Source organism: Parasulfitobacter algicola (genome assembly GCF_013315265.1).
GTDB classification, from domain to species: Bacteria; Pseudomonadota; Alphaproteobacteria; order Rhodobacterales; family Rhodobacteraceae; genus Parasulfitobacter; species Parasulfitobacter algicola.
Map to the genome: position 1 here is coordinate 41,354 of NZ_JABUFE010000003.1, position 20,193 is coordinate 61,546.

Sequence of the window (20,193 nt, forward strand, 5' to 3'; positions counted from 1 at the left end):
TGGGGGTTTTTTTATGGGCAAAGCCAGCCCGGAGGATGAAGATGAGCGATTGGAAACCACGCACACGCGCCGTACATTCGGGCATTCGCCGCAGCCAGTATAATGAGGTCAGTGAAGCGATCTTTCTGACCCAGGGCTTTGTCTATGACAGCGCCGAAGCCGCCGAGGCCCGTTTTATCGATGCAGGTCCTGATGAATTCATCTATGCCCGCTATGGTAACCCGACCGTACGCATGTTCGAAGATCGGATTGCAGCACTGGAAGGGGCCGAAGATGCGTTTGCAACAGCAAGCGGAATGGCCGCTGTCAATGGCGCGTTGACATCAATGCTGAAGACCGGCGATCATGTCGTATCGGCGCGTGCGCTGTTTGGATCCTGTCTTTATATTCTGGAAGAGGTTTTGACCCGCTACGGCGTTGAGGTTACCTTTGTCGATGGCACCGATCTTGACCAATGGGGCGCTGCGATCCGGCCTGATACAAAAGCGGTTTTCTTTGAATCTATCAGCAACCCGACATTGGAAGTGGTGGATATCAAAGCGATATCAGATCTTGCGCATATGGTTGGCGCAACAGTCATCGTGGACAACGTTTTTGCGACCCCAGTGTTTTCACGTGCGTTTGAATTGGGCGCAGATGTGGTGGTTTATTCTGCTACAAAACACATCGATGGACAGGGCCGTGCATTGGGTGGTGTGATCTTGGGAACGCAGGATTTCATCCGTAAAACTGTCGAACCTTACATGAAACATACCGGCGGATCCCTTAGCCCCTTTACTGCCTGGATGTTACTAAAGGGGCTGGAAACGATTGATTTGCGTGTACGGGCACAGGCGCAAAGTGCGGCAACTTTGGCTGCCAAACTTGAGGGGAATGATAAACTGTCCCGCGTTCTGTACCCTCATTTATCCAGCCATCCGCAGTTCGATCTGGCCAAGGCGCAGATGCAGGCTGGTGGTACCGTATTATCTATTGATGTCAAAGGGGGCCAGGCGGCTGCGTTCAAGGTGTTGAATGCTTTGAAAATATTCACGATTTCAAATAATTTGGGGGATGCGAAATCTATTGTCACACACCCGACAACAACCACACATCAACGTTTACCCGATGACCAAAAACAGCATCTTGGCATCACACCCGGCCTGATCCGTATCAGTGTCGGGTTAGAGGACATTGATGATCTTCTAAAAGATATAAACCATGCTTTGGATGTGATCTGATCGGATATTAGTTTCATATAAAAGTGGAAATTAATGGACGCGACCCCTATGTTACGTCTGGCCAGTTGCAAAAGGGGTGGCCAGGTCCATGAATATCCATTTGTCAGATATTGAGCGTGATCCAACACGAGATGACGCTGAAACAGCACTTGCCCTTTTGCGCCAATGGGCCAGCTCTGCCACACCAACTGAAATTGCAACGCTTGATCCAGCAGTTGAAAAGCTGCTGAAAGGGCAGCCCGTGTCTGATTACCCCGATCTATCGCGCAGCTATCCTGCCGATTTCCAGGCAGATGCAGCATATAAGGCCACATTGCCTGATCTGCAAAATGGTCCCACCAGCCTGATCCGTGGTGCCAGGCAGCAAATCCAGCACGTCGGCATTTCCAACTTCCGACTGCCGATCCGGTTTCATACCCGTGATAACGGCGACATCACCTTAGAAACGTCAATTACGGGCACTGTCAGTCTTGAGGCCGAAAAAAAAGGCATCAACATGTCCCGCATCATGCGGACATTTTACAAGCGCGCAGAGGAAACGTTCAGCTTTGAGGTTATCGAAGCTGCGTTGGACGATTACAAAACCGATCTAGAAAGCTTTGATGCGCGCATTCAGATGCGCTTCAGTTTTCCGGTCAAGGTGCAGTCCTTACGATCCGGGCTATCTGGATATCAATATTACGACATTGCGCTTGAGCTGATCGAACAAGACGGCATACGAAAGAAAATCGTACATCTGGATTATGTTTATTCATCTACCTGCCCATGTTCGCTGGAATTGTCTGAACATGCCCGACAAACACGCGGTCAATTGGCAACACCGCATTCGCAACGGTCTGTGGCGCGCGTATCGGTCGAAGTGGATCACAAGGGTGGTTGCCTGTGGTTCGAAGATCTGATTGACCTGTGCCGTGCCGCCGTTCCCACAGAAACGCAAGTGATGGTAAAGCGTGAAGACGAACAGGCTTTTGCGGAACTGAACGCCGCGAATCCGATCTTTGTCGAAGATGCAGCGCGATCATTTTGCGAACAGCTGCAAAAAGATGTGCGCATCGGTGATTTTCGCGTGATCGCTTCGCATCAGGAAAGCCTGCACAGCCACGATGCGGTGTCTGTATTGACCGAAGGGCAGACGTTTGCAGTGGAAAGCCTGGATCCAAAACTGTTCAATACGTTGTTCCACGTTGGGTGATGAAACGGCGGACTTTTGGGTCAGCCGTCATATCCTTGTACGATAACTAGATCACCATCTGATACAGGATCACGCAAAGCCTTGGCCGCTTGATATTCAGGCGAATTATAGCACGCCATGGCTGTGTCATAATCTGCAAATTCAATGACAACTGTGCGGGTTTTTACAGCGCCTTCCATGATCTCTTGCGCACCACCTCGCACCACAAATCGCGCGCTATATTTGGCAAAAGGCACAGCATTCGCGGCCCGATATGTGTCATAGGCGGCGGGATCACGGACATCCACATGCGCCACCCAATAAGCTTTTGGCATTTCGTTGTTCCTTCTGAATAAAGCGCCTGAATTTACAACAGCTTAAACCATCATTTCCTTGGTCGCGGTCAGTTTCACATCTGGGTAGTCACGTTCGATGCGGTCGATATCCCACTGCAAACGTGTCAGGTAAACAATATCACCGTCATGATCATGACTGATGTGCTGTTTGTTGGCATTGGTAAATTTTTCGACAGCGTCTTTTTCACCTGATACCCACCGCGCGGATGTGAATTGAGATGCATCAAACCGTACAGGCAAGCCGTACTCCAACTCAATCCGGCTGGCCAGAACCTCAAACTGTAACTGCCCTACGACGCCGACGATAAAGCCTGATCCAATGGCGGGTTTAAAGACCTTGGCGGCCCCTTCCTCGGCAAATTGCATCAAGGCTTTTTCAAGATGTTTCGACTTCATCGGATCACCAGCGCGGACACCTTGCAGCAGTTCTGGTGCAAAAGATGGGATACCGGTCACACGGATCGCCTCGCCTTCGGTCAGGGTGTCGCCGATACGCAGTTGGCCATGGTTCGGAATGCCGATGATATCACCGGCCCAAGCTTCTTCGGCCAGTTCGCGGTCGCTTGCCAGAAATAGAACCGGATTGCTGATCGCCATTGGTTTTTTACTACGTACATGGGTCAGTTTCATGCCACGTTTAAAATGGCCTGACGCCAAACGAACAAAGGCCACGCGGTCGCGATGTTTCGGGTCCATATTTGCCTGAACCTTGAACACAAAGCCCGCAACTTTGGTTTCTTCGGGCGCCACTGCGCGCGGCTCTGCGGACTGCGGCTGTGGTTCGGGGCCGAATTGACCGATGCCTTCCATCAACTCTTTAACGCCAAATGAATTAATTGCTGAGCCGAACCAGATTGGCGTCAGTGTCCCGTCCAGAAGCGCCTGCTGGTCCAGGGGCGGCAGCAGTTCGCGCGCCATCTCGATTTCTTCCAGAAAGACTTTAAGCAGGTCGGCGGGCACATGTTCGGCCAATTTCGGGTCATCCAGCCCTTCAATCGCGATGCTTTCGGCAACCTTGTTGCGGTCGGCGCGATCCATCAGATCCAGCCGGTCGCGCAGGATGTCATAGCAGCCGATAAAATCACGCCCGCGCCCGATGGGCCAACTGGCAGGCGTCACGTCGATTGCCAGATTTTCCTGAATTTCGTCAATGATCTCAAAGGTATCGCGGCTTTCGCGATCCATCTTGTTGCAGAAGGTCAAGATCGGCAGGTCGCGCAGGCGGCAGACCTCAAACAGTTTCTGCGTCTGGCTTTCAACGCCCTTGGCCCCGTCGATCACCATCACCGCGGCGTCCACAGCGGTCAGCGTGCGATAGGTGTCTTCGGAAAAGTCACTGTGGCCGGGCGTGTCGACCAGATTAAAGCGGAAGTCCTTGAAATCAAACGACATGGCTGAGGCTGAAACCGAAATCCCCCGGTCCTTTTCCATCTGCATGAAATCTGACCGCGTCCGCCGCGCCTCACCCTTGGCGCGCACTTGCCCTGCCATCTGGATCGCACCACCATACAGCAGAAATTTTTCGGTCAGGGTCGTCTTGCCCGCATCCGGGTGCGAGATGATAGCAAACGTGCGGCGCCGCGCAATTTCCGGCGGCAGCTTTGGGCGGTTTGAGGTACGATCCAACATGAAAGCGCATATAGGCTAAGCAAGACCCATGCGCAATTCAGCATTGTTGGTTACCCGGCATTGCGCAACGATCCAACGACATTGGCCACCACAAAAGCGATCACCGTCGCGCAAACAATGCTGGGGCCTGTGGGTGTATTATAGACATAAGACGCGCGAAGCCCGGCAAAAACAGATACGATCCCAATAAGAACCGCAATAAGTGCCATTATTTCAGGCGTGCGGCTAAGGGGACGGGCCGCCGCGGCAGGGATAATCAACATGGCCGTAATCAACAAGGCGCCAACAATCTTAATCGAAACCGCAACAACAATTGCCATGCACAAGGTCAGGATAAGTTGTTCCTGTGCAGGATTGATCCGACTGGCAAAAGCCAGATCCTGATTTAGCGTCGCGGTCAAAAGTGCCGACCAGCGCCATACGACCAGCCCAATTACTATGGCAACACCAGCCCAGATAACTTTCAGATTGTCTTTGGATACCGATAGAATATCACCGACAAGATAATTCATCGGGTCCAGTTGTGGGCTGCCCAAAACAGCAATCGCCACCAACCCAAAGGCCAGAGATCCATGGGCAAGCACGCCCAACAGTGTGTCGACTGTAAAGGTCGTGCCACTCAGTTTTGACACCATTGAACCCATAATTACACAGACGATCAACACGGTGGCAAAGATCGAAATCGAAAACGCCAACGCCAACGCTACACCTAAAATGGCCGCATGTGCTGTCGCATCCCCGAAATACGCCATGCGCCGCCAAACGATAAAGCATCCCAAGGGCGCAGTTGCCAGTGCAATACCAAGACCCGCAAGCGTGGCCCGCACAATAAAGTCGTCCAGCATTATTCGGCGGCCTCGGTGTGATTGTGGTCATGATTATGATCATGATCGTGACGGTACAGCGCCAGTGCGCCTTGGGTCCCGCTACCAAACAACGCCCGATATTCAGGCGCAGATGCGACCACTGCCGGGGTGCCATGACAGCACACATGCCCGTTCAGGCAAATCACCCGGTCAGAGGCGCTCATCACGACATGTAGTTCATGGCTGACCATCAAAACAGCGCAGTTATAGTTGCTACGGATTTGTTCAATTTGCTGATACATCGCAGCAGAACCGGGTTGATCCAGGCCTGTTGTCGGTTCGTCCAATATCAAAAGCTGTGGCTGTTCCAAAAGAGCACGCGCCAGCAAAACACGCTGGAACTGCCCGCCGGACAGCTGTGACATCTGGTGATCAGCCAAGGTGCTGACGCCGGCATTATCCAAGGCCTTGGCAATATCGTCTGCTTTGCGTTTGCGTGGCAGGCTTAAAAAGCGATTTACCGTGATGGGTAGGGTCGCGTTGATATTCAGCCGTTGGGGAACATAACCAATGTTCAGGCCGGGTTTGTGCCATATCTTTCCACTCGCAGGACGTAGTGCGCCGATCAGCGCGCGCAGCAACGTAGTCTTGCCCGATCCGTTTGGGCCGACGACTGTCAGTATCTCACCTTGTTCAATGCTGAAATCCACATTGTGCAATACAGTCGTATTTCCTATTTTGACCGTCAGTTTGGTGGCCGTTGCCAATGTCATTGTGCGGCATCATCCTTTTGGCAGGACGGGCAAATACCTTCGGCCTCAATCACTGCATTTTCAATTTCAAACCCGATCTCACGGGCGGTGGCACCAAACACCCCCGCTTTGGGTGATGTCTGCATTTCTGCCACCGCATCGCACATCCTGCAAATCATGAAAGCAGGCGAATGATGTTGGCCGGAATGGGAACAGGCTACATAGGCATTCAGCTTTTCAACTTTATGAACAAAATTATGCGACACCAGAAAATCCAAAGCACGATAGACAACAGGTGGTTGCGACCCTAATCCTTCGGCCTTGAGTTGCGCCAAAATATCATAAGCCCCTATAGCTTTGTGCTGCCCAAGCAGAATTTCCAGAACCCGTCGCCGAACTTTGGTTAATTGCAATTTATGTGCTTTGCAGAACTGATCAGCCACATCCAACGCTTCATTTACACAGGATGCATGATCGTGTTTTTCAAAACTTATTCCGCGCGACATTGCGTTTTTCCTGCTTAAAGCCAAAATTATCGTATTGATATATTATAACGGCTTAGATATCTGATTTGAAAGTGTTATAATATAACAGGATTAATATCAATGCGACTGCCTCTTTTTCTTTCTGCCTGTGCAATCAGTCTGCCGCTATATGCGCAAACCCCTGATGTTGTCACAGATATTGCGCCGGTTCATTCACTTGTATCCCGGGTTATGGATGGTATCGGCGCGCCACAGATGATCATTCAACCCAATGCGTCCCCCCATGGCTATGCGATGCGCCCATCCGAGGCGCGCGCGCTGCAAAATGCCGAAGTTATCTTTTGGATCGGGGATGAACTGACGCCATGGCTGGAGCAGGCTGTGTCAAACTTGGCGCCTAATGCAGCATCAATAGCGCTATTAGATCATAGTGAGACAATCACGCATTCTTTCCGGACCGGTGCGACATTTGATACTGGATCTCATGAAGGGCATGATCATAAAGAACATGATGATCACGATCATGGGCACCATCACGATGACGTCGACCCACATGCCTGGCTTGATCCTGTAAATGCGCAGCTTTGGCTGGAACTGATCGCAGATGCTTTGTCAGATGTTGATCCCAAAAATGCAGAGGTTTACCGTGCGAATGCTGCAGCCGGTCAAGGTGAATTGGACGGTCTTATCGCTGATTTGACAGCTGAATTTCAACAGGCGGATATATTGGAATTTGTCGTGTTCCACGACGCCTATCAATATTTCGAAATGCGTTTTGGGCTTTCGGCTACAGGCGCAATTTCACTTGGGGATGCAACAGCACCGGGCATGGCGCGCATTGCGGAAATCCAAAGCACCATCAACGATCAAGGTATCACCTGCGCCTTGTCTGAGCCACAGTTCAATGCCGCATTGATTGCTACAGCCTTTGAAAACACGGATGCTAAAACAGCCCTGATTGATCCGATAGGGGTAAATTTACCCATTGGCCCACAGCTTTACCCCGATCTGCTACGAAATATGGCTGCGGCCATTCTGCATTGTGTTGAATGATTTTTTGGCAATTGGTCTTTGTAAATTGATCCGTTGCCAAAAATCTGCCACAGAGTCATGTATGGTTAACCTTAATGGCTGACACCGTGAAAATACGGGCCCCATTCTGGATCGAGGCAGACAGATGAAGAAAATAGTTTTACTTGCGACGCTTGTCGTTATTTCGTTTCCGTTTTTTGCAGCCACAGCTGATGCAAATACAATAAAACGGGCCTGTATGAAATCGGACCGGGCAGGTGTGAACTCTGCCTTGTGCGGATGTATTCAAAAGGCGGCAGACGCAACGCTAACGCGTCGTGATCAGCAATTGGCATCGAAATTCTTTGCCGATCCGCATATGTCGCAAGAAGTGCGCCAGTCGGATCGTGAAAGCCACGAGATTTTCTGGCAGAAATATAAGAATTTTGGTCAAACCGCACAGGCATATTGCGGGTACTAAACCAGCGATTTCAGCAGACCTTGTGCGGCATCTTCGATGATATCAAGGGCCGTATCAAAGTCGCGTGTGTAATAGGGATCGGGCACATAAGTTGCGCCAAGTGATCCGTACTCAGTCAGTTTGATCACGTTTGTTTTTGTCTGCTTTGGCTGCAATGCTTTGATATCTTTGATATTTTGATTATCCATCCCAATGATCAAATCAAACCGATCGTAATCAGATGCACTGAATTGACGCGCGCGCAGGCTGCTAAGGTCATCTCCGCGTGCCGATGCGGCATTCTGCATCGGGCCATAAGGCGCATCGCCTATGTGCCAACCTGATGTCCCAGCACTGTCAATCTTGCACAGCACACTAGACTGATCCGCAAGGGTGCGAAACACGCTTTCGGCTGTTGGGGACCGGCAGATATTGCCAAGGCAGACAAACAAGATACGATGGGCGGCATTCGACATAGGTTGAAAGCCTAGGCGCAGGATGTGAAATGAACAAGATCGTTATTCTGACTGGTGCAGGGATTTCTGCGGAAAGCGGGTTGGGCACCTTTCGTGATGAAGGCGGGTTATGCGCGGAACACCGTATCGAAGATGTGGCGACCCCAGAGGGGTTTGCGAAAAATCCAAAACTGGTACATGAATTTTATAACAAACGCCGTAATCAAGCCGCCGATGTGATGCCAAATGCTGCCCATGCTGCCTTGGCACGGCTTCAGAAAAACTATCCGGGTGATGTGGTCATCGTGACGCAAAATGTGGATGATCTTCACGAACGCGCCGGTGCTTCGGTTCTGCATATGCATGGCGCTTTAACGGGCGCATTATGTGCCGCATGTGATCATCGTTGGATGGCACCGCCCGAAATGGCGCCTGATGATGTGTGCCCGAACTGTCTGACCCAAGCAACCCGCCCAGATATCGTGTGGTTTGGCGAAATGCCTTATGAAATGGATACAATTGCGGGCCACATGTCTAATGTTGGTCTGTTTGTATCCATTGGCACCTCTGGCAATGTGTATCCTGCAGCGGGTTTCGTACAAGACGCCCGTATGATTGGTGCTAAAACGCTTGAACTGAATTTGGAACCTTCCGAAGGCGCAAGCTTTTTTGATGAAGCCAGAACTGGTCGTGCAAGCGAAATTGTGCCCGCCTGGGTTGAGGAAGTTCTGGTATAGTGCTGCGAACATGTTACCCTTAGAATTGTAAACTGGGAGGACAGAATGAAGCAGATTTATGCAGCCCTTGGTGGCGTCTTACTAAGTACCAGTGCGGTTTTGGGATGGACTTTGGACGGCGATGCCTCGGCCATCAGCTATGTCAGTATTAAAAACGCAGAAACGGCAGAACCTAATTTGCTGCCTGGTCTGACTGGAATGATTGCAGATGACGGTGCTGCACAGATCGACATTGCCTTGTCTAGTGTTGAAACATACATCGACATTCGCAATGAGCGCATGCAGGAGCATTTGTTCAAAGTTGCTACGTATCCGATCGCGAGTCTGAGTGCGCAACTGGATATGGCGCAGTTTGCTGATATGGCAGCGGGTGCAACGATGGATGTGGAATTCCCGGTTACAGTGGCGTCGAATGGGCAAGAGGCAAGCTACGATGTCATGGCAGCGGTCACCCGTGTGGGCGATGACCGCGTTGCGGTCAGTTCGCGTCAGCCTGTGATCTTATATGCTGATGAATTAGGCTATGCCGAAGGTTTGGCAACATTGCAGGAAATCGCAGGGCTTGATTCCATCCAGCTGGCCGTGCCGGTTAGTTTTACATTGGTTTTTGATAACAACTGATTTCGGGCGCTTATCAAACCTTGCCCGGGTTTTTCGCGAAGTAAGCCCGCAAGGGCTTGATGAGCGCCTTAGCATATTCCGCTGCGTCACAGACTTGCGAATGATTTGCAAAAACTCTGCTGGACCTTACATGTAAAGAACCGCATGTAGCGGTGCTTCTTGTAATCATCAAAAGGAGGCTCGCGCGATGAAACATCTTTTGAAGTCCGCAGCCCTCGCCGCCGGTATCGGCATTTTCGCAACCGCAACATTTGCTCAGGATGTTACCCTGCGCTTCCAGCATTTTGTGTCGCCAAAGTCCGCAAATCCCAAGCATTTCATGCAGCCCTGGGCTGAAAAAATCGAACGCGACAGTGGTGGGCGCATCAAGGTCGAGCTGTATCCATTCATGCAGCTTGGTGGTAAAGCACCGTCACAATACGATCTGATCCGTGATGGTGCTGTTGATGGCGGATGGATTATCCCCGGATATCAGCCTGGTCGTTTTCCCGAGGCAGAAGCGCTGGAAATGCCGTTCATGGTCACCAAATCCGCCGAGGAAGCCTCAAAAGCGGCGTGGATTTTCACGCAAAAGCACCTGATGGATGATTTCAATGATATTCATGTTATCGCAGCCCATATGCACGGGCCCGGTATTGTTCATAAAAGAGGTGATACCATTGAAACGATCAGCGATTTTGATGATTTGAAATTGCGTGGTCCGTCACGTCCGGCCACATTGCTGTTAAACAAACTTGGTGCAACGCCCGTTGGTATGGCAGTGCCTGCATTCCCCGAAGCGCTTAGCAAGGGCATTTTGGATGGCGGTGTCATCACATGGGAGATGTCGCCTTCGTTGAAATTGGATCAGTTGACTGACAGTCACACGGATGTCGCCGGGGATAAATCGCTGTATAATCTGTATTTTGTCTGGGCAATGAACAAGGATAAATACAACAGTCTGCCTGATGATCTGAAAGCCGTTATTGATGCCAATTCCGGGTTCATGGCATCTGCGTGGGCGGGACGTGCGCATGACATCGGTGATGTGGATGGCAAGGCGCGTATGACTGAAGCGGGCAATCAGATTGCTGAAATTAGCGCTGATGAGACCGCTAAGATCAAGGCGCTTGGTGATCAGGTGATTTCTGAATGGATCAGTGATGTAACCCGAAAAGGACTGGATGGCGCAGGATTGATTGCCGATGCGCAAGCCGCTGTGCAGGTCACGCGGATGGCCACTGATCCTGATACAAACTAAGACAAAAGACCACCTGAACAGGTGGCCTTTTCATGCCGATGTGCGACGCAGCAATGTAATATGCGTATCGCCATAACGACGCTGATCTATCATTTCAAAACCGTCTGGTGCGTCTTGCGCGCTGTTTTCTTCCCAAACGATCAATGCATCTTGCGTCAGCCAGCCACCCATTAGTGCGGCGTGCAATGCTTTCTGGCCCAAGGATTTGCCATAAGGCGGGTCCAGAAAAATCACGTCATATGGCGCATTTATACAGTCGCCCATACGTGTTGCATCACGGCGAATAAAGGAAGTTTGATCTTCGGCGCGGCAAAGTTTGATATTTTGCTGGATCAGACTGCGGGCCTTGGCACCATTATCAACAAAACTCGCAAATGTGGCACCACGCGACAGCGCCTCTAGCCCCAATGCACCTGTTCCTGCAAAAAGATCCAAGACGCGTGCGCCGTCAATCGGATCGCCCAAAGACATCAGTACACTGAACAGGCTTTCCCGCACCCGGTCCGATGTTGGGCGTAGATGTGCGTTAGCATCGCCCTTACCGACAGAGGCTAACGTAAGACCCCTGTATGTGCCTGCGATGATCCTCATCCTCGTAATAGAGCTTTCATATCGGTATCAGGATTTGAAATTATGTCCGGTGCAGGCGATTTTCCTGCCTCGATCAACCGCTTTCCGATCATGTAATTGCGCGCGTCATTCATCGCATCGACAGCCAAAAGTGTGTTGCCTGCATAATACCAATGGCTTTGGCCGTCGCGCGTATCGCTTGGCCGAACGACAACGGCGTCATACCCAAGGTTAAGCCCGGCAATCTGTAACTTTACATCATATTGATCAGACCAGAACCATGGTTTGGGGTCATAATCGATCTGTGCACCCAACATATTGCAGGCGACTGCTTCGGCCTGATCAATCGCGTTTTGCACGCTTTCCAGTCTGATGCGCGCGCCGCGATAGGGCAGGGATGCACAATCCCCTGCGGCCCAGATAAAGGGATCTGATGTCTGACCTTGCGCATCCACTCGGATCCCGTTTTCAAGTATAAGTCCCGCCTGTTCGGCAAGCTGGGAACACGGCTCAACCCCAACGCCAACAATCGCCATATCGGCCTTGATATAACTGCCATCGGCCAGTTGGACGCCGGTGACCGTATCGTCGCCGGTCAGTGCCTTTAGTCCAACGCCTTCGCGCAGGTCAACGCCATGGGATTGATGCAAAGTCCTGAAATAATCCGATGTTTGGGGGGCGGCGACGCGTTTCAAGATGCGGTCAGCCATTTCGATCAATGTTACGTGCTGACCCTTCTTTGCCGCAACGGCTGCGGCCTCAAGCCCGATATAACCACCGCCCACGATTAAGATTTTTTTACCGGCTTGAAAGCCGGGCATAATCCGATCCACATCCGCCAGGTTTCGCACTGTGTGAACGCCCGAAAGACCACCGCCAATATCATCGGGTAACCTGCGCGGCCGTGATCCAGTGGTCAGAGCCAGCATGTCATAGTGTAAAATCTGATCGCCCAAATCGATGATCTTATCATTTGCATTGATGGCTTTCACGCGGCATCCAAGGCGCAGGGTAATTTTCTGATCTTCGTAAAAATCCAAAGGCCGCAGATAAAGTCGTTCTTTAGGAATATCGCCAAGCAGATAGGCTTTGGACAAGGGAGGACGCTGATAGGGCGGCTCGGGCTCTTCTCCTAGTAGGGTAATGTCGCCGTCAAACCCCTGGGTTCGCAGTTTCGCAACCAGTGACGCCCCGGCCTGACCGGCCCCGATAACTGCAATATGGGTCATTATTATTCCTTATCACTGGTTGCCTGGCCCATGTGACCCTATATCTTGACTATAAGAAAACACAATCAACGAGAGGGATAAGATGGCGATTTCAAAAGGCGATACACTGCCCGAGGCCACTTTGGTCAAACTGGGCGCCGATGGCCCCGAACAGGTTGCTTTGAAAGACCTGACTGCAGGACGCAAAGTTGTGATCTTTGCGGTGCCTGGCGCATTTACAGGCGTCTGCCATTCTGCCCATGTCCCAAGCTTTATCCGCACCAAAGATCAGTTTGATGCAAAGGGCGTGGATGACATTATTTGCATTGCTGTGAATGATCCCTTTGTCCTGAAAGCATGGGGTGAAGCCACGGGTGCCACAGATGCAGGTATTGCCATGCTAGGCGATGCCGAAAGTACATTTACCAAAGCGATCGGAATGGACTTTGACGCACCACCAGCAGGCTTGATCGGACGATCAAAGCGCTATGCCATGATTGTCGAAGATGGCAAAGTCACGCTTCTGAACGAAGAAGCAAACCCCGGCGAATGCGAAGTGTCTGCGGGCGAAGCGTTGCTGGAGGCGCTGTAGGTTATAAGAAAGGCCGCAGTGATATGCGGCCTTTCTTGATGATCATGCGACATTTTCTCCGTCTTGATCATCATTTTCCGTTTCATCCAGACCCGTGCGATCTTTCACTTGGCTTTGTCCAGTATTGTCTGTTGGCGTTTCCTGAACAATTGTACGTGTCGGAAAGGGAATATTGACATCGTTGGCATCCAGCGCCTCTTTTACCTTACGCTTCATATCGGCCTGATACTGAAAGTAATCTACGGATTTAACCCAAACCCGCACCAGAAAATCAACCGAGCTGTCGCCAAGATTGTTCACTTGAATAAAGGGTTCGGGATCTGACATGCTTCGGTCATCCGTCATGATCGCATCGCGAATGACATCTTCGGCTTTTTTCAGATTAACGCCGTACCCCACGCCAAACGTCCACTGGGCGCGACGCGTCTCGTACCCATTATAATTCTTTATGATGTTTCCCCAGACTTCAGAATTTGGGATGATAACCTGCACATTACCAAGATCTGCCAATTCCGTAAAATTCAGGGAAATGCTTTTGACGGTTCCCGTTTTGTCAGCAATTTCTACAAAATCACCCATTTTGAACGGGCGGAACAGAACGATCATGACACCGGCCGCAACGTTGGAAAGTGTTCCCTGCAAGGCCAAACCAATCGCAAGACCTGCAGCACCGATCACGGCCACGACAGATGTTGTCTGTACTCCAAAGGTGTTCAGAATGAATAGTACTGAAAAGGCAAGAACAACATATCGGGTGATGTTCCCTAAAAATGTGAAAAGCGTATCATCCAGATGCGCGTGCTTCTGACCAAGTTTGATGATCCGTCGCCGCAACCATCCCGAAATTATGAATCCCGCAAGCAAAATCGCGATTGCAGCAAGAACTGATCCGGCGAGAGTTGCAAGAAAATCCAGTGTCAAAAAATCCGCAACGGTCTTTCCGTTCCAGATTTCGGTATTTAAAAACTGTTCCATTCTACCCTATTAATTGGTCCATTTTACGAGCCAGCTTCAGATCAAGTGTGCTTAACCCACCAACATCATGGGTCGTCAGTGTCACCTCGACCGTCTTATAGACATTCGACCACTCAGGGTGGTGGTTCCACTTTTCGGCCCATATTGCCGCACGGGTCATGAACCCGAAAGCATCGATAAAGTTCCCAAACTCAAAGGTTTTTGCAATGGCGTCCCGGTCAGCGTCGTGCGTCCAGCCGTTATCCAGTAGGGTTGGTAAATCACTGTCACGTTCGGGTTGGGTTAATTTTTCGGTCATTCCTGTTCCTCGATATTGGTTTTCTTGAAGGGGCCGTATTGCGTTAGAATTTCGATTTCTTCGTTAACGGCAGCGCGTTCGGCGCGAAGATATTGTTCGATGGCATCGCGAAAGCCATCATCCGCGATCCAATGCAACGAATGGGTCGTTACAGGAACATATCCGCGTGCCAGTTTATGGCTGCCCTGCGCGCCTGCCTCAACGCGCGACAAGCTATGGGTGATCGCATAGTCAATCGCCCTGTAATAGCATAATTCAAAGTGAAGACAGGGATGATCTTCGCTGCAGCCCCAATAGCGCCCATAAAGCACATCGCGCCCAATAAAGTTTAATGCCCCTGCCACATAACGGCCATTGCGTTTAGCCAGAACCAGCAAGATATCATGGCGTAGTGTTTCTTGCGCACACTCAAAAAACCGCCGCGTCAGATAAGGTGTGCCCCATTTTCGGGCGCCAGTGTCCTGATAGAAATGCCAAAAAGCCTCCCAATGTTCAGGCTGAATATCATCCCCGGTCAGCGCAAGAATGTCACCACCAAAATCTTGGGCCCGTTCACGTTCTTTGCGAATGTTCTTGCGCTTTCGCGAACTAAGCGATGCCAGAAAGGCGTCAAAATCGGCATACCCTGCATTTTGCCAATGAAATTGTTGGCTAGCACGGGGCAAAAGACCCATTGCCTGGCCGGCCAAAGCCTCGTCTTCCGTGCAAAATGTAATGTGCAGGGATGACAGGCGATTGTCTGCGGTTAATTGGACTGCTCCTTGTACCAGCGCCGATTGGCCGACCGTGCCGTATCCTGGACGCACCAAAAACCTGCGGCCAGTTGCGGGTGTGAATGGCACGGCAATTTGCAGTTTTGGATAATACCGCCCACCGGCCTGTTGATAAGCACCGGCCCAATTGTGATCGAAAATATATTCGCCCTGACTGTGGTTTTTTGCATAAAGTGGAGCGACTGCGATTGTCTGCCCCTCTGACACGGCTGCCAGATATTGCGGCTGCCAACCTGTTCCAGTTCCAACAGAACCGCTGTCTTCTAGTGCTTTCAAAAACCGATAGGTTGTGAAGGGATCAAAGGCGCGTTGTCCATCCGACACCTCAGGACAGGCGCAGGCATCCCAGTCGCTTGCACCAATATCGGCCAGCGATCCATGCACATTTATTTCAATAGGGGTGCCGTCCATCATCAGGTTCCTTTGTTAACCCGTTACTTGGGTTGGGCTATGGTCTGGTCAAGCCAGATAGCCTTCAAAGGTTATATTATCGGCAATTTTGCGGGCTTCGGCCTCTTGTTCGGGGGACCTTATGGTCCAACACAGGATTGGGATGCTTTTGGTCTTCAGCGCAGCAACCTGGGACGATGCCAGATCATTCACAGCATGTGATATGAACGACGCGCCGACACGATGAAAATCGCCGATTGTAGCTAATTCTGTACGGCGATCTGTGGAAACACCCGGCCAATCTTCGGATTTGAAATCACATGTCACCAATCCGCGAGGAATATCTGGCGCAAGTTTTGACATGCGCAGAATGGAATGTGGGTTAAACCCCATCACCGCAACATCGCCGTGATATCCATCAAGTGCTTGCGTCACGGCGTTTTCCAAAGGCCCGATCTTGTCGCCCAACAGCCCATCCTGATCCTTGATTTCGACCAGTAATGGCACTTTGCCTTGTACAATTTCTAATACTTCCGGCAGATCGGGGATCGTTTCATCACTGTTGCGCAGCTGAATGTTTTGAAGGTCTTTCAGCGGACGGTTTCGTACAGGTCCAATGTGGTGTGTTAGCCGATCTAAAACATAATCATGAAACACTATGGCATGATTATCTGCGCTAAGTTGCACGTCAATTTCAATACCATAGCCTGCGTCAACAGCGACTTGCATAGCTGCGCGTGTATTTTCAGGCCGTTCCGCTGACCGATCATGCAGGGCACGGTGGGCAATGGGACGATCAAGAAAAGCCTTTGGCAACATCATTTAATCTGAAAAATGCCTTCGATTTCCACGGCAACGCCAAGGGGCAAGGCGGCTGCGGATACGGCGCTGCGCGAATGGCGACCCGCATCGCCCAATGCTTCGACCAAGAAATCCGAGGCGCCGTTGATGACCTGCGGTTGATTCGTGAAATCAGCGGTGGAATTCACAAAACCTGTTAATTTCACAACGCGTACCAATTTGTCCAGATCACCTTCACATGCAGCTTTAACCTGCGCCAACAGGCTGATCGCACAAAGCCGCGCGGCTGCTGCTCCGTCTTCTATGGACATAGTATCGCCCAGCTTACCGGTGACCAAGCCATCGGCCCCATTTGAAATCTGGCCAGACACAAACAACATTTCGCCCATTTTCACGAATGGTACGTAATTCGCCGCCGGTGCAGGTGCATTGGGCAATGTCACACCAAGGTCGGCTAGTTTTGCTTCAAATCCACTCATTTTTTGTCCTCCACTGAATTTGCTGTGACGCTAGCGGGGCGCAGCCAGAAGCGAAAGGGGCAATTAGCTTTCGCGGAACGCTTTGTTGAAATAATCAGCCAACGGTTTGATCAAATAAGCCATGGGTGTGCGGTTATCTGTGCGGATATATGCCTCGACCGGCATACCGGGGATTAGCGTTGCGCCAACGGGCAACCGTGCGATTTGCCCTTCGGTTAAGACGATTTCGGTGCGGTAATAGGGAATTTGCGTCGTCTCATTCTGAAAGGCATCTGCCGAGATTTGTGTTACACGGCCAATGAGTTCGGGTGTTTGGTTTGCATCCAAAGCAGACAAGCGCACTGTGACCTCTTGGCCGACATAGATCTGGTCGATGTGAACAGGTTCAACCTGTGCCGCAATAACCAAGGGCCGATCTTGTGGGATCAGAAAAAGCACCGGATCAGCTGCGCGGATCACCGAACGCGGCGCGAAAACCTGAAGACCATAAACAATGCCTGATACGGGCGCACGAATATCCAGACGCGACAGTTGTTCCTTAAGGCCGATGCGTTGTTCGGCCAACTCCAGTTCGCGAAATTGCAGATCGCGCAGCTGCGATATCGCTTCTTCGCGACGGCCTGTTCCCAATTTCAGGATTTCGATATCGATCTCGGTGATGCGTCCTTCGGCTTGGGCACTACTGGCGATCAATTCGCCCACCTCTCCTGACAAAGACGCTTCTTCGCGTTGTAAGGATAGCAGACGGCTGACCTGTGCCAGGCCGCGGTCAAACAGGGATTGCTGGCTGACAAGTTCTTGCTGGATTAATTCAAGCTGTCGGATCAAAGCCGTTTGCTGGGCGGTGATCCCGTCTATCTGATTGTCAATCTGTCCACGCCGTTTCTCAAGTTGTTCAATTTCATTTTCAAGTGAGGCATTCCGCGCGTTGAATAACCGGGTCTGACCCTCCATCAGTGATTTCGCATTGGTACCGCTTTCGGCCTGTTCGATCAAAATGGGATCGAATTCAATTTTATCCAAGCCATCGCGCTCAGCCTCAAGTCTGCCACGTCGGGCCATGATTTCGAAAAGCTGGCCTTCGGTCACAGTAAGCTGAGATTGCAAAATCGTAGGATCAAGCTGGATCAACAGATCGCCGGCACTGACCAGATCGCCTTCGTCCGCAATGATTCTCGCAACAATGCCACCATCAGGATGCTGAACGATCTGACGGTTCTGATCCACTTCAATTTGACCAGTTGCAATAATGGCCCCTGCAATCTGCGCGGTGAAACTCCAGGTGCCGAAGCCGCCGACAAGCAAAGCCAATGCGGCAAACCCGATAAACAAATGCCGTCGGGCAGACCAGGTTTTCGTACTCACGACACACCTCCAGGCGCTTTGCCGCCTTTGATTTGCTGATGATTGGTTACCATTTCACGCAGCACGTCATCTTTCGGACCAAAGGCCCGTTTGGCCCCGCCTTCCAACACAAGCAGCATGTCGCATTCCTGAATCGCGGCCGGACGATGTGCCATAATCAGAACAGCACCACCATTGGCTTTGGTTTGACGAATTGCGATGTTCAGCGCCTGATTGCCATCATTGTCCAGATTTGAATTAGGCTCGTCCAGAACAAGCAGCACAGGATCGCCATACATCGCACGGGCCAGTCCGATACGCTGAATTTGGCCCCCGGAAAGACGCCCACCATTTCCGCTGACCCGCGTATCATAGCCGTCGGGCAGCTTAAGAATCATATGATGCGCGGCCGCTTTCTGTGCAGCCTGCACAACTTTTTCGGCATCCGGGCTTGCAGCCATACGCGCGATATTTTCTGCGATAGTGCCTTCAAGCAGTTGGACGCGTTGCGGCAGGTATCCGATGTGACTGCCTAAAATATCTGGGTCATATTGATCAAGCGAGGCCCCATCCAGGCGGATTTTTCCACCAGCCGTGCGCCATACACCTGTCAAGGCCCGTGCAAGTGTTGATTTGCCTGATCCAGATGGCCCGATGACCCCCACAGCTTGGCCCGGTGCCACGCTAAAGCTGACCATACGCAGTGATGCCTGCTGTTCCCCAGGGGGAACAACGGTGGCCTGTTGAACATCCAGCTGTGCTTTTGGCGGGGGCAGTGCCGTTTTGGTCTGGCTCGGGGGAACCTCGGTTAGTAGTTCGGAAAGATTATCCCATCCCTTGCGTCCGCGTTGAACAACGGCCCATTGACCGATTGCCTGTTCGATTGGCGACAAAGCCCGCCCCATAAGGATAGACGCTGCAATCATAGCGCCGGGATTAAGGCCGTCTGTCAAAACAAGATATGCACCAAGGGCCAGCATGGCAGATTGCAAAAACAAGCGAAATGATTTGGTCGTTGAAGTGAAACCACCCGCCAGATCGCTGGATTTGATGGTTTGCTCAAGTGATTTGTCGCGTGCGATCTGCCAGCGATCAAATGTAGCACCCCGCATCCCCAAAGATTGGACCATTTCAGCCTCATTCCGGATCTGCTCTGACATCATTTCGGCGTGATAAGATGCGCTGTTCGCCTGATTGATCGGTTTTTGCGTCATAAACTGGTTCAGGATCGTGACGGTTATCAGAATAACACCCCCAAAAACAGCCAACATCCCAAGCCAAGGGTGGAAAATCGTGATGCCAATCAAAAAGACAGGCGTCCAAGGAATATCGAACACAGCCGTTAACGCGGGCGAGATCATGAACCGCTGCACTGCCTCAAGATCACGTAACCCTGTTGCGGCTGAACCGGATGTTTGCCCAAGGGATGATTTATGCATCACCGCCGAAAAGACACGACGATCCAGATCAGATTGAAAGCGTGCACCAACGCGCGCCATCACGCGACCGCGCGTGTAATCCAAAATACCCATGATGCCGTAAAGAAATGCAACAAGCAGGGACAGCGCGATCAGCGTTTCCTCGGACCGGCTGCTAAGAACGCGGTTATACACAGCAAGCATAAACATTGGCCCTGTCAGCATCAGCATATTTGCAAAAAAGCTGAAAATGCCGACCATCCAATACAAGCTGCGGCTGCGGCTGCGTGCCTGCCGCAGTTCTTCCAGACCGGGTGCGTTATCTTGTTTTTTCATCCATACTCGCTTGTGTTGCGCTAAGATTTTGCCGCTAAATGTCGCCTATTTGCCACATTATCAACG

Annotated in this window: 23 protein-coding genes; 8 read left to right on the top strand and 15 right to left on the bottom strand. The window is 51.2% G+C overall.

The window, feature by feature from the left end:
• The first annotated feature begins 41 nt into the window (after positions 1 to 41).
• Both metZ and folE2 read left to right on the top strand, forming a co-directional pair.
• A complete protein-coding gene (metZ, locus tag HRQ87_RS06275; protein ID WP_174136426.1) occupies positions 42 to 1,220 on the top strand; it encodes an O-succinylhomoserine sulfhydrylase in 1,179 nt (392 codons plus the stop codon).
• A gap of 88 nt (positions 1,221 to 1,308) precedes the next feature.
• A complete protein-coding gene (folE2, locus tag HRQ87_RS06280) occupies positions 1,309 to 2,412 on the top strand; it encodes a GTP cyclohydrolase FolE2 (protein WP_174136428.1) in 1,104 nt (367 codons plus the stop codon).
• 20 nt (positions 2,413 to 2,432) lie between these two features.
• On the opposite strand, the gene HRQ87_RS06285 is transcribed toward folE2, so the two are convergent.
• The 5 genes from HRQ87_RS06285 to HRQ87_RS06305 are packed head-to-tail and all read right to left on the bottom strand — an operon-like array spanning position 2,433 to position 6,440.
• Positions 2,433 to 2,726 carry a DUF1330 domain-containing protein gene (locus HRQ87_RS06285; RefSeq protein WP_174136430.1) on the bottom strand — a complete coding sequence of 98 codons (294 nt, stop codon included), beginning with the start codon at positions 2,724 to 2,726 and terminating at the stop codon, positions 2,433 to 2,435.
• A gap of 42 nt (positions 2,727 to 2,768) precedes the next feature.
• Positions 2,769 to 4,376, bottom strand: coding sequence for a peptide chain release factor 3 (locus HRQ87_RS06290; RefSeq protein WP_174136432.1), 1,608 nt, complete (start codon positions 4,374 to 4,376; stop codon positions 2,769 to 2,771).
• Positions 4,377 to 4,426: 50 nt separating this feature from the next.
• Entirely contained in the window at positions 4,427 to 5,221 is a 795-nt protein-coding gene (locus HRQ87_RS06295) for a metal ABC transporter permease (protein ID WP_174136434.1), read from the bottom strand.
• Positions 5,221 to 5,955 carry an ATP-binding cassette domain-containing protein gene (locus tag HRQ87_RS06300; protein ID WP_174136436.1) on the bottom strand — a complete coding sequence of 245 codons (735 nt, stop codon included), beginning with the start codon at positions 5,953 to 5,955 and terminating at the stop codon, positions 5,221 to 5,223. The genes HRQ87_RS06295 and HRQ87_RS06300 overlap by 1 nt, the downstream gene beginning before the upstream one ends.
• Positions 5,952 to 6,440 carry a Fur family transcriptional regulator gene (locus HRQ87_RS06305; protein WP_174136438.1) on the bottom strand — a complete coding sequence of 163 codons (489 nt, stop codon included), beginning with the start codon at positions 6,438 to 6,440 and terminating at the stop codon, positions 5,952 to 5,954. Before HRQ87_RS06305 ends, HRQ87_RS06300 begins: the two co-directional genes overlap by 4 nt.
• A gap of 99 nt (positions 6,441 to 6,539) precedes the next feature.
• Between HRQ87_RS06305 and HRQ87_RS06310 the strand changes: the two genes are divergently transcribed.
• Both HRQ87_RS06310 and HRQ87_RS06315 read left to right on the top strand, forming a co-directional pair.
• Positions 6,540 to 7,472, top strand: coding sequence for a zinc ABC transporter substrate-binding protein (locus HRQ87_RS06310; RefSeq protein ID WP_174136440.1), 933 nt, complete (start codon positions 6,540 to 6,542; stop codon positions 7,470 to 7,472).
• A gap of 124 nt (positions 7,473 to 7,596) precedes the next feature.
• Positions 7,597 to 7,911, top strand: coding sequence for a hypothetical protein (locus HRQ87_RS06315; protein WP_174136442.1), 315 nt, complete (start codon positions 7,597 to 7,599; stop codon positions 7,909 to 7,911).
• On the opposite strand, the gene HRQ87_RS06320 is transcribed toward HRQ87_RS06315, so the two are convergent.
• A complete protein-coding gene (locus tag HRQ87_RS06320) occupies positions 7,908 to 8,366 on the bottom strand; it encodes a low molecular weight protein-tyrosine-phosphatase (RefSeq protein WP_174136444.1) in 459 nt (152 codons plus the stop codon). The two genes, HRQ87_RS06315 and HRQ87_RS06320, sit on opposite strands and share 4 nt — an antisense overlap.
• Positions 8,367 to 8,395: 29 nt before the next feature.
• Here HRQ87_RS06320 and HRQ87_RS06325 point away from each other — a divergent pair, with 29 nt between their 5' ends.
• From HRQ87_RS06325 to HRQ87_RS06335, 3 genes are all read left to right on the top strand, one after another.
• Positions 8,396 to 9,082, top strand: coding sequence for an NAD-dependent deacylase (locus HRQ87_RS06325; protein WP_174136446.1), 687 nt, complete (start codon positions 8,396 to 8,398; stop codon positions 9,080 to 9,082).
• Between the two features lie 45 nt (positions 9,083 to 9,127).
• Entirely contained in the window at positions 9,128 to 9,703 is a 576-nt protein-coding gene (locus tag HRQ87_RS06330; protein WP_174136448.1) for a YceI family protein, read from the top strand.
• Between the two features lie 187 nt (positions 9,704 to 9,890).
• Positions 9,891 to 10,943, top strand: a complete 1,053-nt coding sequence (locus tag HRQ87_RS06335) for a TRAP transporter substrate-binding protein (RefSeq protein ID WP_174136450.1) — start codon at positions 9,891 to 9,893, stop codon at positions 10,941 to 10,943.
• A 30-nt stretch (positions 10,944 to 10,973) separates the two neighbouring features.
• Here the strand turns inward: HRQ87_RS06335 and rsmD are convergent, their stop codons facing one another.
• Entirely contained in the window at positions 10,974 to 11,534 is a 561-nt protein-coding gene (gene rsmD, locus HRQ87_RS06340) for a 16S rRNA (guanine(966)-N(2))-methyltransferase RsmD (RefSeq protein WP_174136451.1), read from the bottom strand.
• Positions 11,531 to 12,742 (bottom strand): NAD(P)/FAD-dependent oxidoreductase, encoded by a 1,212-nt coding sequence (locus tag HRQ87_RS06345; RefSeq protein WP_174136453.1) that lies wholly within the window; start codon positions 12,740 to 12,742, stop codon positions 11,531 to 11,533. Before HRQ87_RS06345 ends, rsmD begins: the two co-directional genes overlap by 4 nt.
• Positions 12,743 to 12,824: 82 nt before the next feature.
• Here HRQ87_RS06345 and HRQ87_RS06350 point away from each other — a divergent pair, with 82 nt between their 5' ends.
• Positions 12,825 to 13,313 carry a peroxiredoxin gene (locus HRQ87_RS06350; protein ID WP_174136454.1) on the top strand — a complete coding sequence of 163 codons (489 nt, stop codon included), beginning with the start codon at positions 12,825 to 12,827 and terminating at the stop codon, positions 13,311 to 13,313.
• Between the two features lie 42 nt (positions 13,314 to 13,355).
• Here HRQ87_RS06350 and HRQ87_RS06355 read toward each other — a convergent pair whose 3' ends face one another.
• The 7 genes from HRQ87_RS06355 to HRQ87_RS06385 all read right to left on the bottom strand — a co-directional run bounded on the left by HRQ87_RS06355 (position 13,356) and on the right by HRQ87_RS06385 (position 20,127).
• Positions 13,356 to 14,288 (bottom strand): mechanosensitive ion channel family protein, encoded by a 933-nt coding sequence (locus tag HRQ87_RS06355; protein ID WP_174136456.1) that lies wholly within the window; start codon positions 14,286 to 14,288, stop codon positions 13,356 to 13,358.
• 1 nt (position 14,289) lies between these two features.
• Positions 14,290 to 14,586: a 4a-hydroxytetrahydrobiopterin dehydratase gene (locus tag HRQ87_RS06360; protein ID WP_174136457.1), complete on the bottom strand. Its 297-nt coding sequence runs from the start codon at positions 14,584 to 14,586 to the stop codon at positions 14,290 to 14,292.
• Positions 14,583 to 15,770: a GNAT family N-acetyltransferase gene (locus HRQ87_RS06365; RefSeq protein WP_174136458.1), complete on the bottom strand. Its 1,188-nt coding sequence runs from the start codon at positions 15,768 to 15,770 to the stop codon at positions 14,583 to 14,585. The genes HRQ87_RS06360 and HRQ87_RS06365 overlap by 4 nt, the downstream gene beginning before the upstream one ends.
• Before the next feature lie 48 nt (positions 15,771 to 15,818).
• On the bottom strand, positions 15,819 to 16,571 hold the full coding sequence (locus tag HRQ87_RS06370) for a glycerophosphodiester phosphodiesterase family protein (RefSeq protein ID WP_174136460.1): 753 nt from the start codon (positions 16,569 to 16,571) through the stop codon (positions 15,819 to 15,821).
• Positions 16,568 to 17,029 carry a RidA family protein gene (locus HRQ87_RS06375; RefSeq protein ID WP_174136461.1) on the bottom strand — a complete coding sequence of 154 codons (462 nt, stop codon included), beginning with the start codon at positions 17,027 to 17,029 and terminating at the stop codon, positions 16,568 to 16,570. The genes HRQ87_RS06370 and HRQ87_RS06375 overlap by 4 nt, the downstream gene beginning before the upstream one ends.
• A gap of 63 nt (positions 17,030 to 17,092) precedes the next feature.
• Entirely contained in the window at positions 17,093 to 18,394 is a 1,302-nt protein-coding gene (locus HRQ87_RS06380) for an HlyD family type I secretion periplasmic adaptor subunit (protein WP_174136463.1), read from the bottom strand.
• A complete protein-coding gene (locus HRQ87_RS06385; protein ID WP_174136464.1) occupies positions 18,391 to 20,127 on the bottom strand; it encodes a type I secretion system permease/ATPase in 1,737 nt (578 codons plus the stop codon). The genes HRQ87_RS06380 and HRQ87_RS06385 overlap by 4 nt, the downstream gene beginning before the upstream one ends.
• Positions 20,128 to 20,193: the final 66 nt, after the last annotated feature.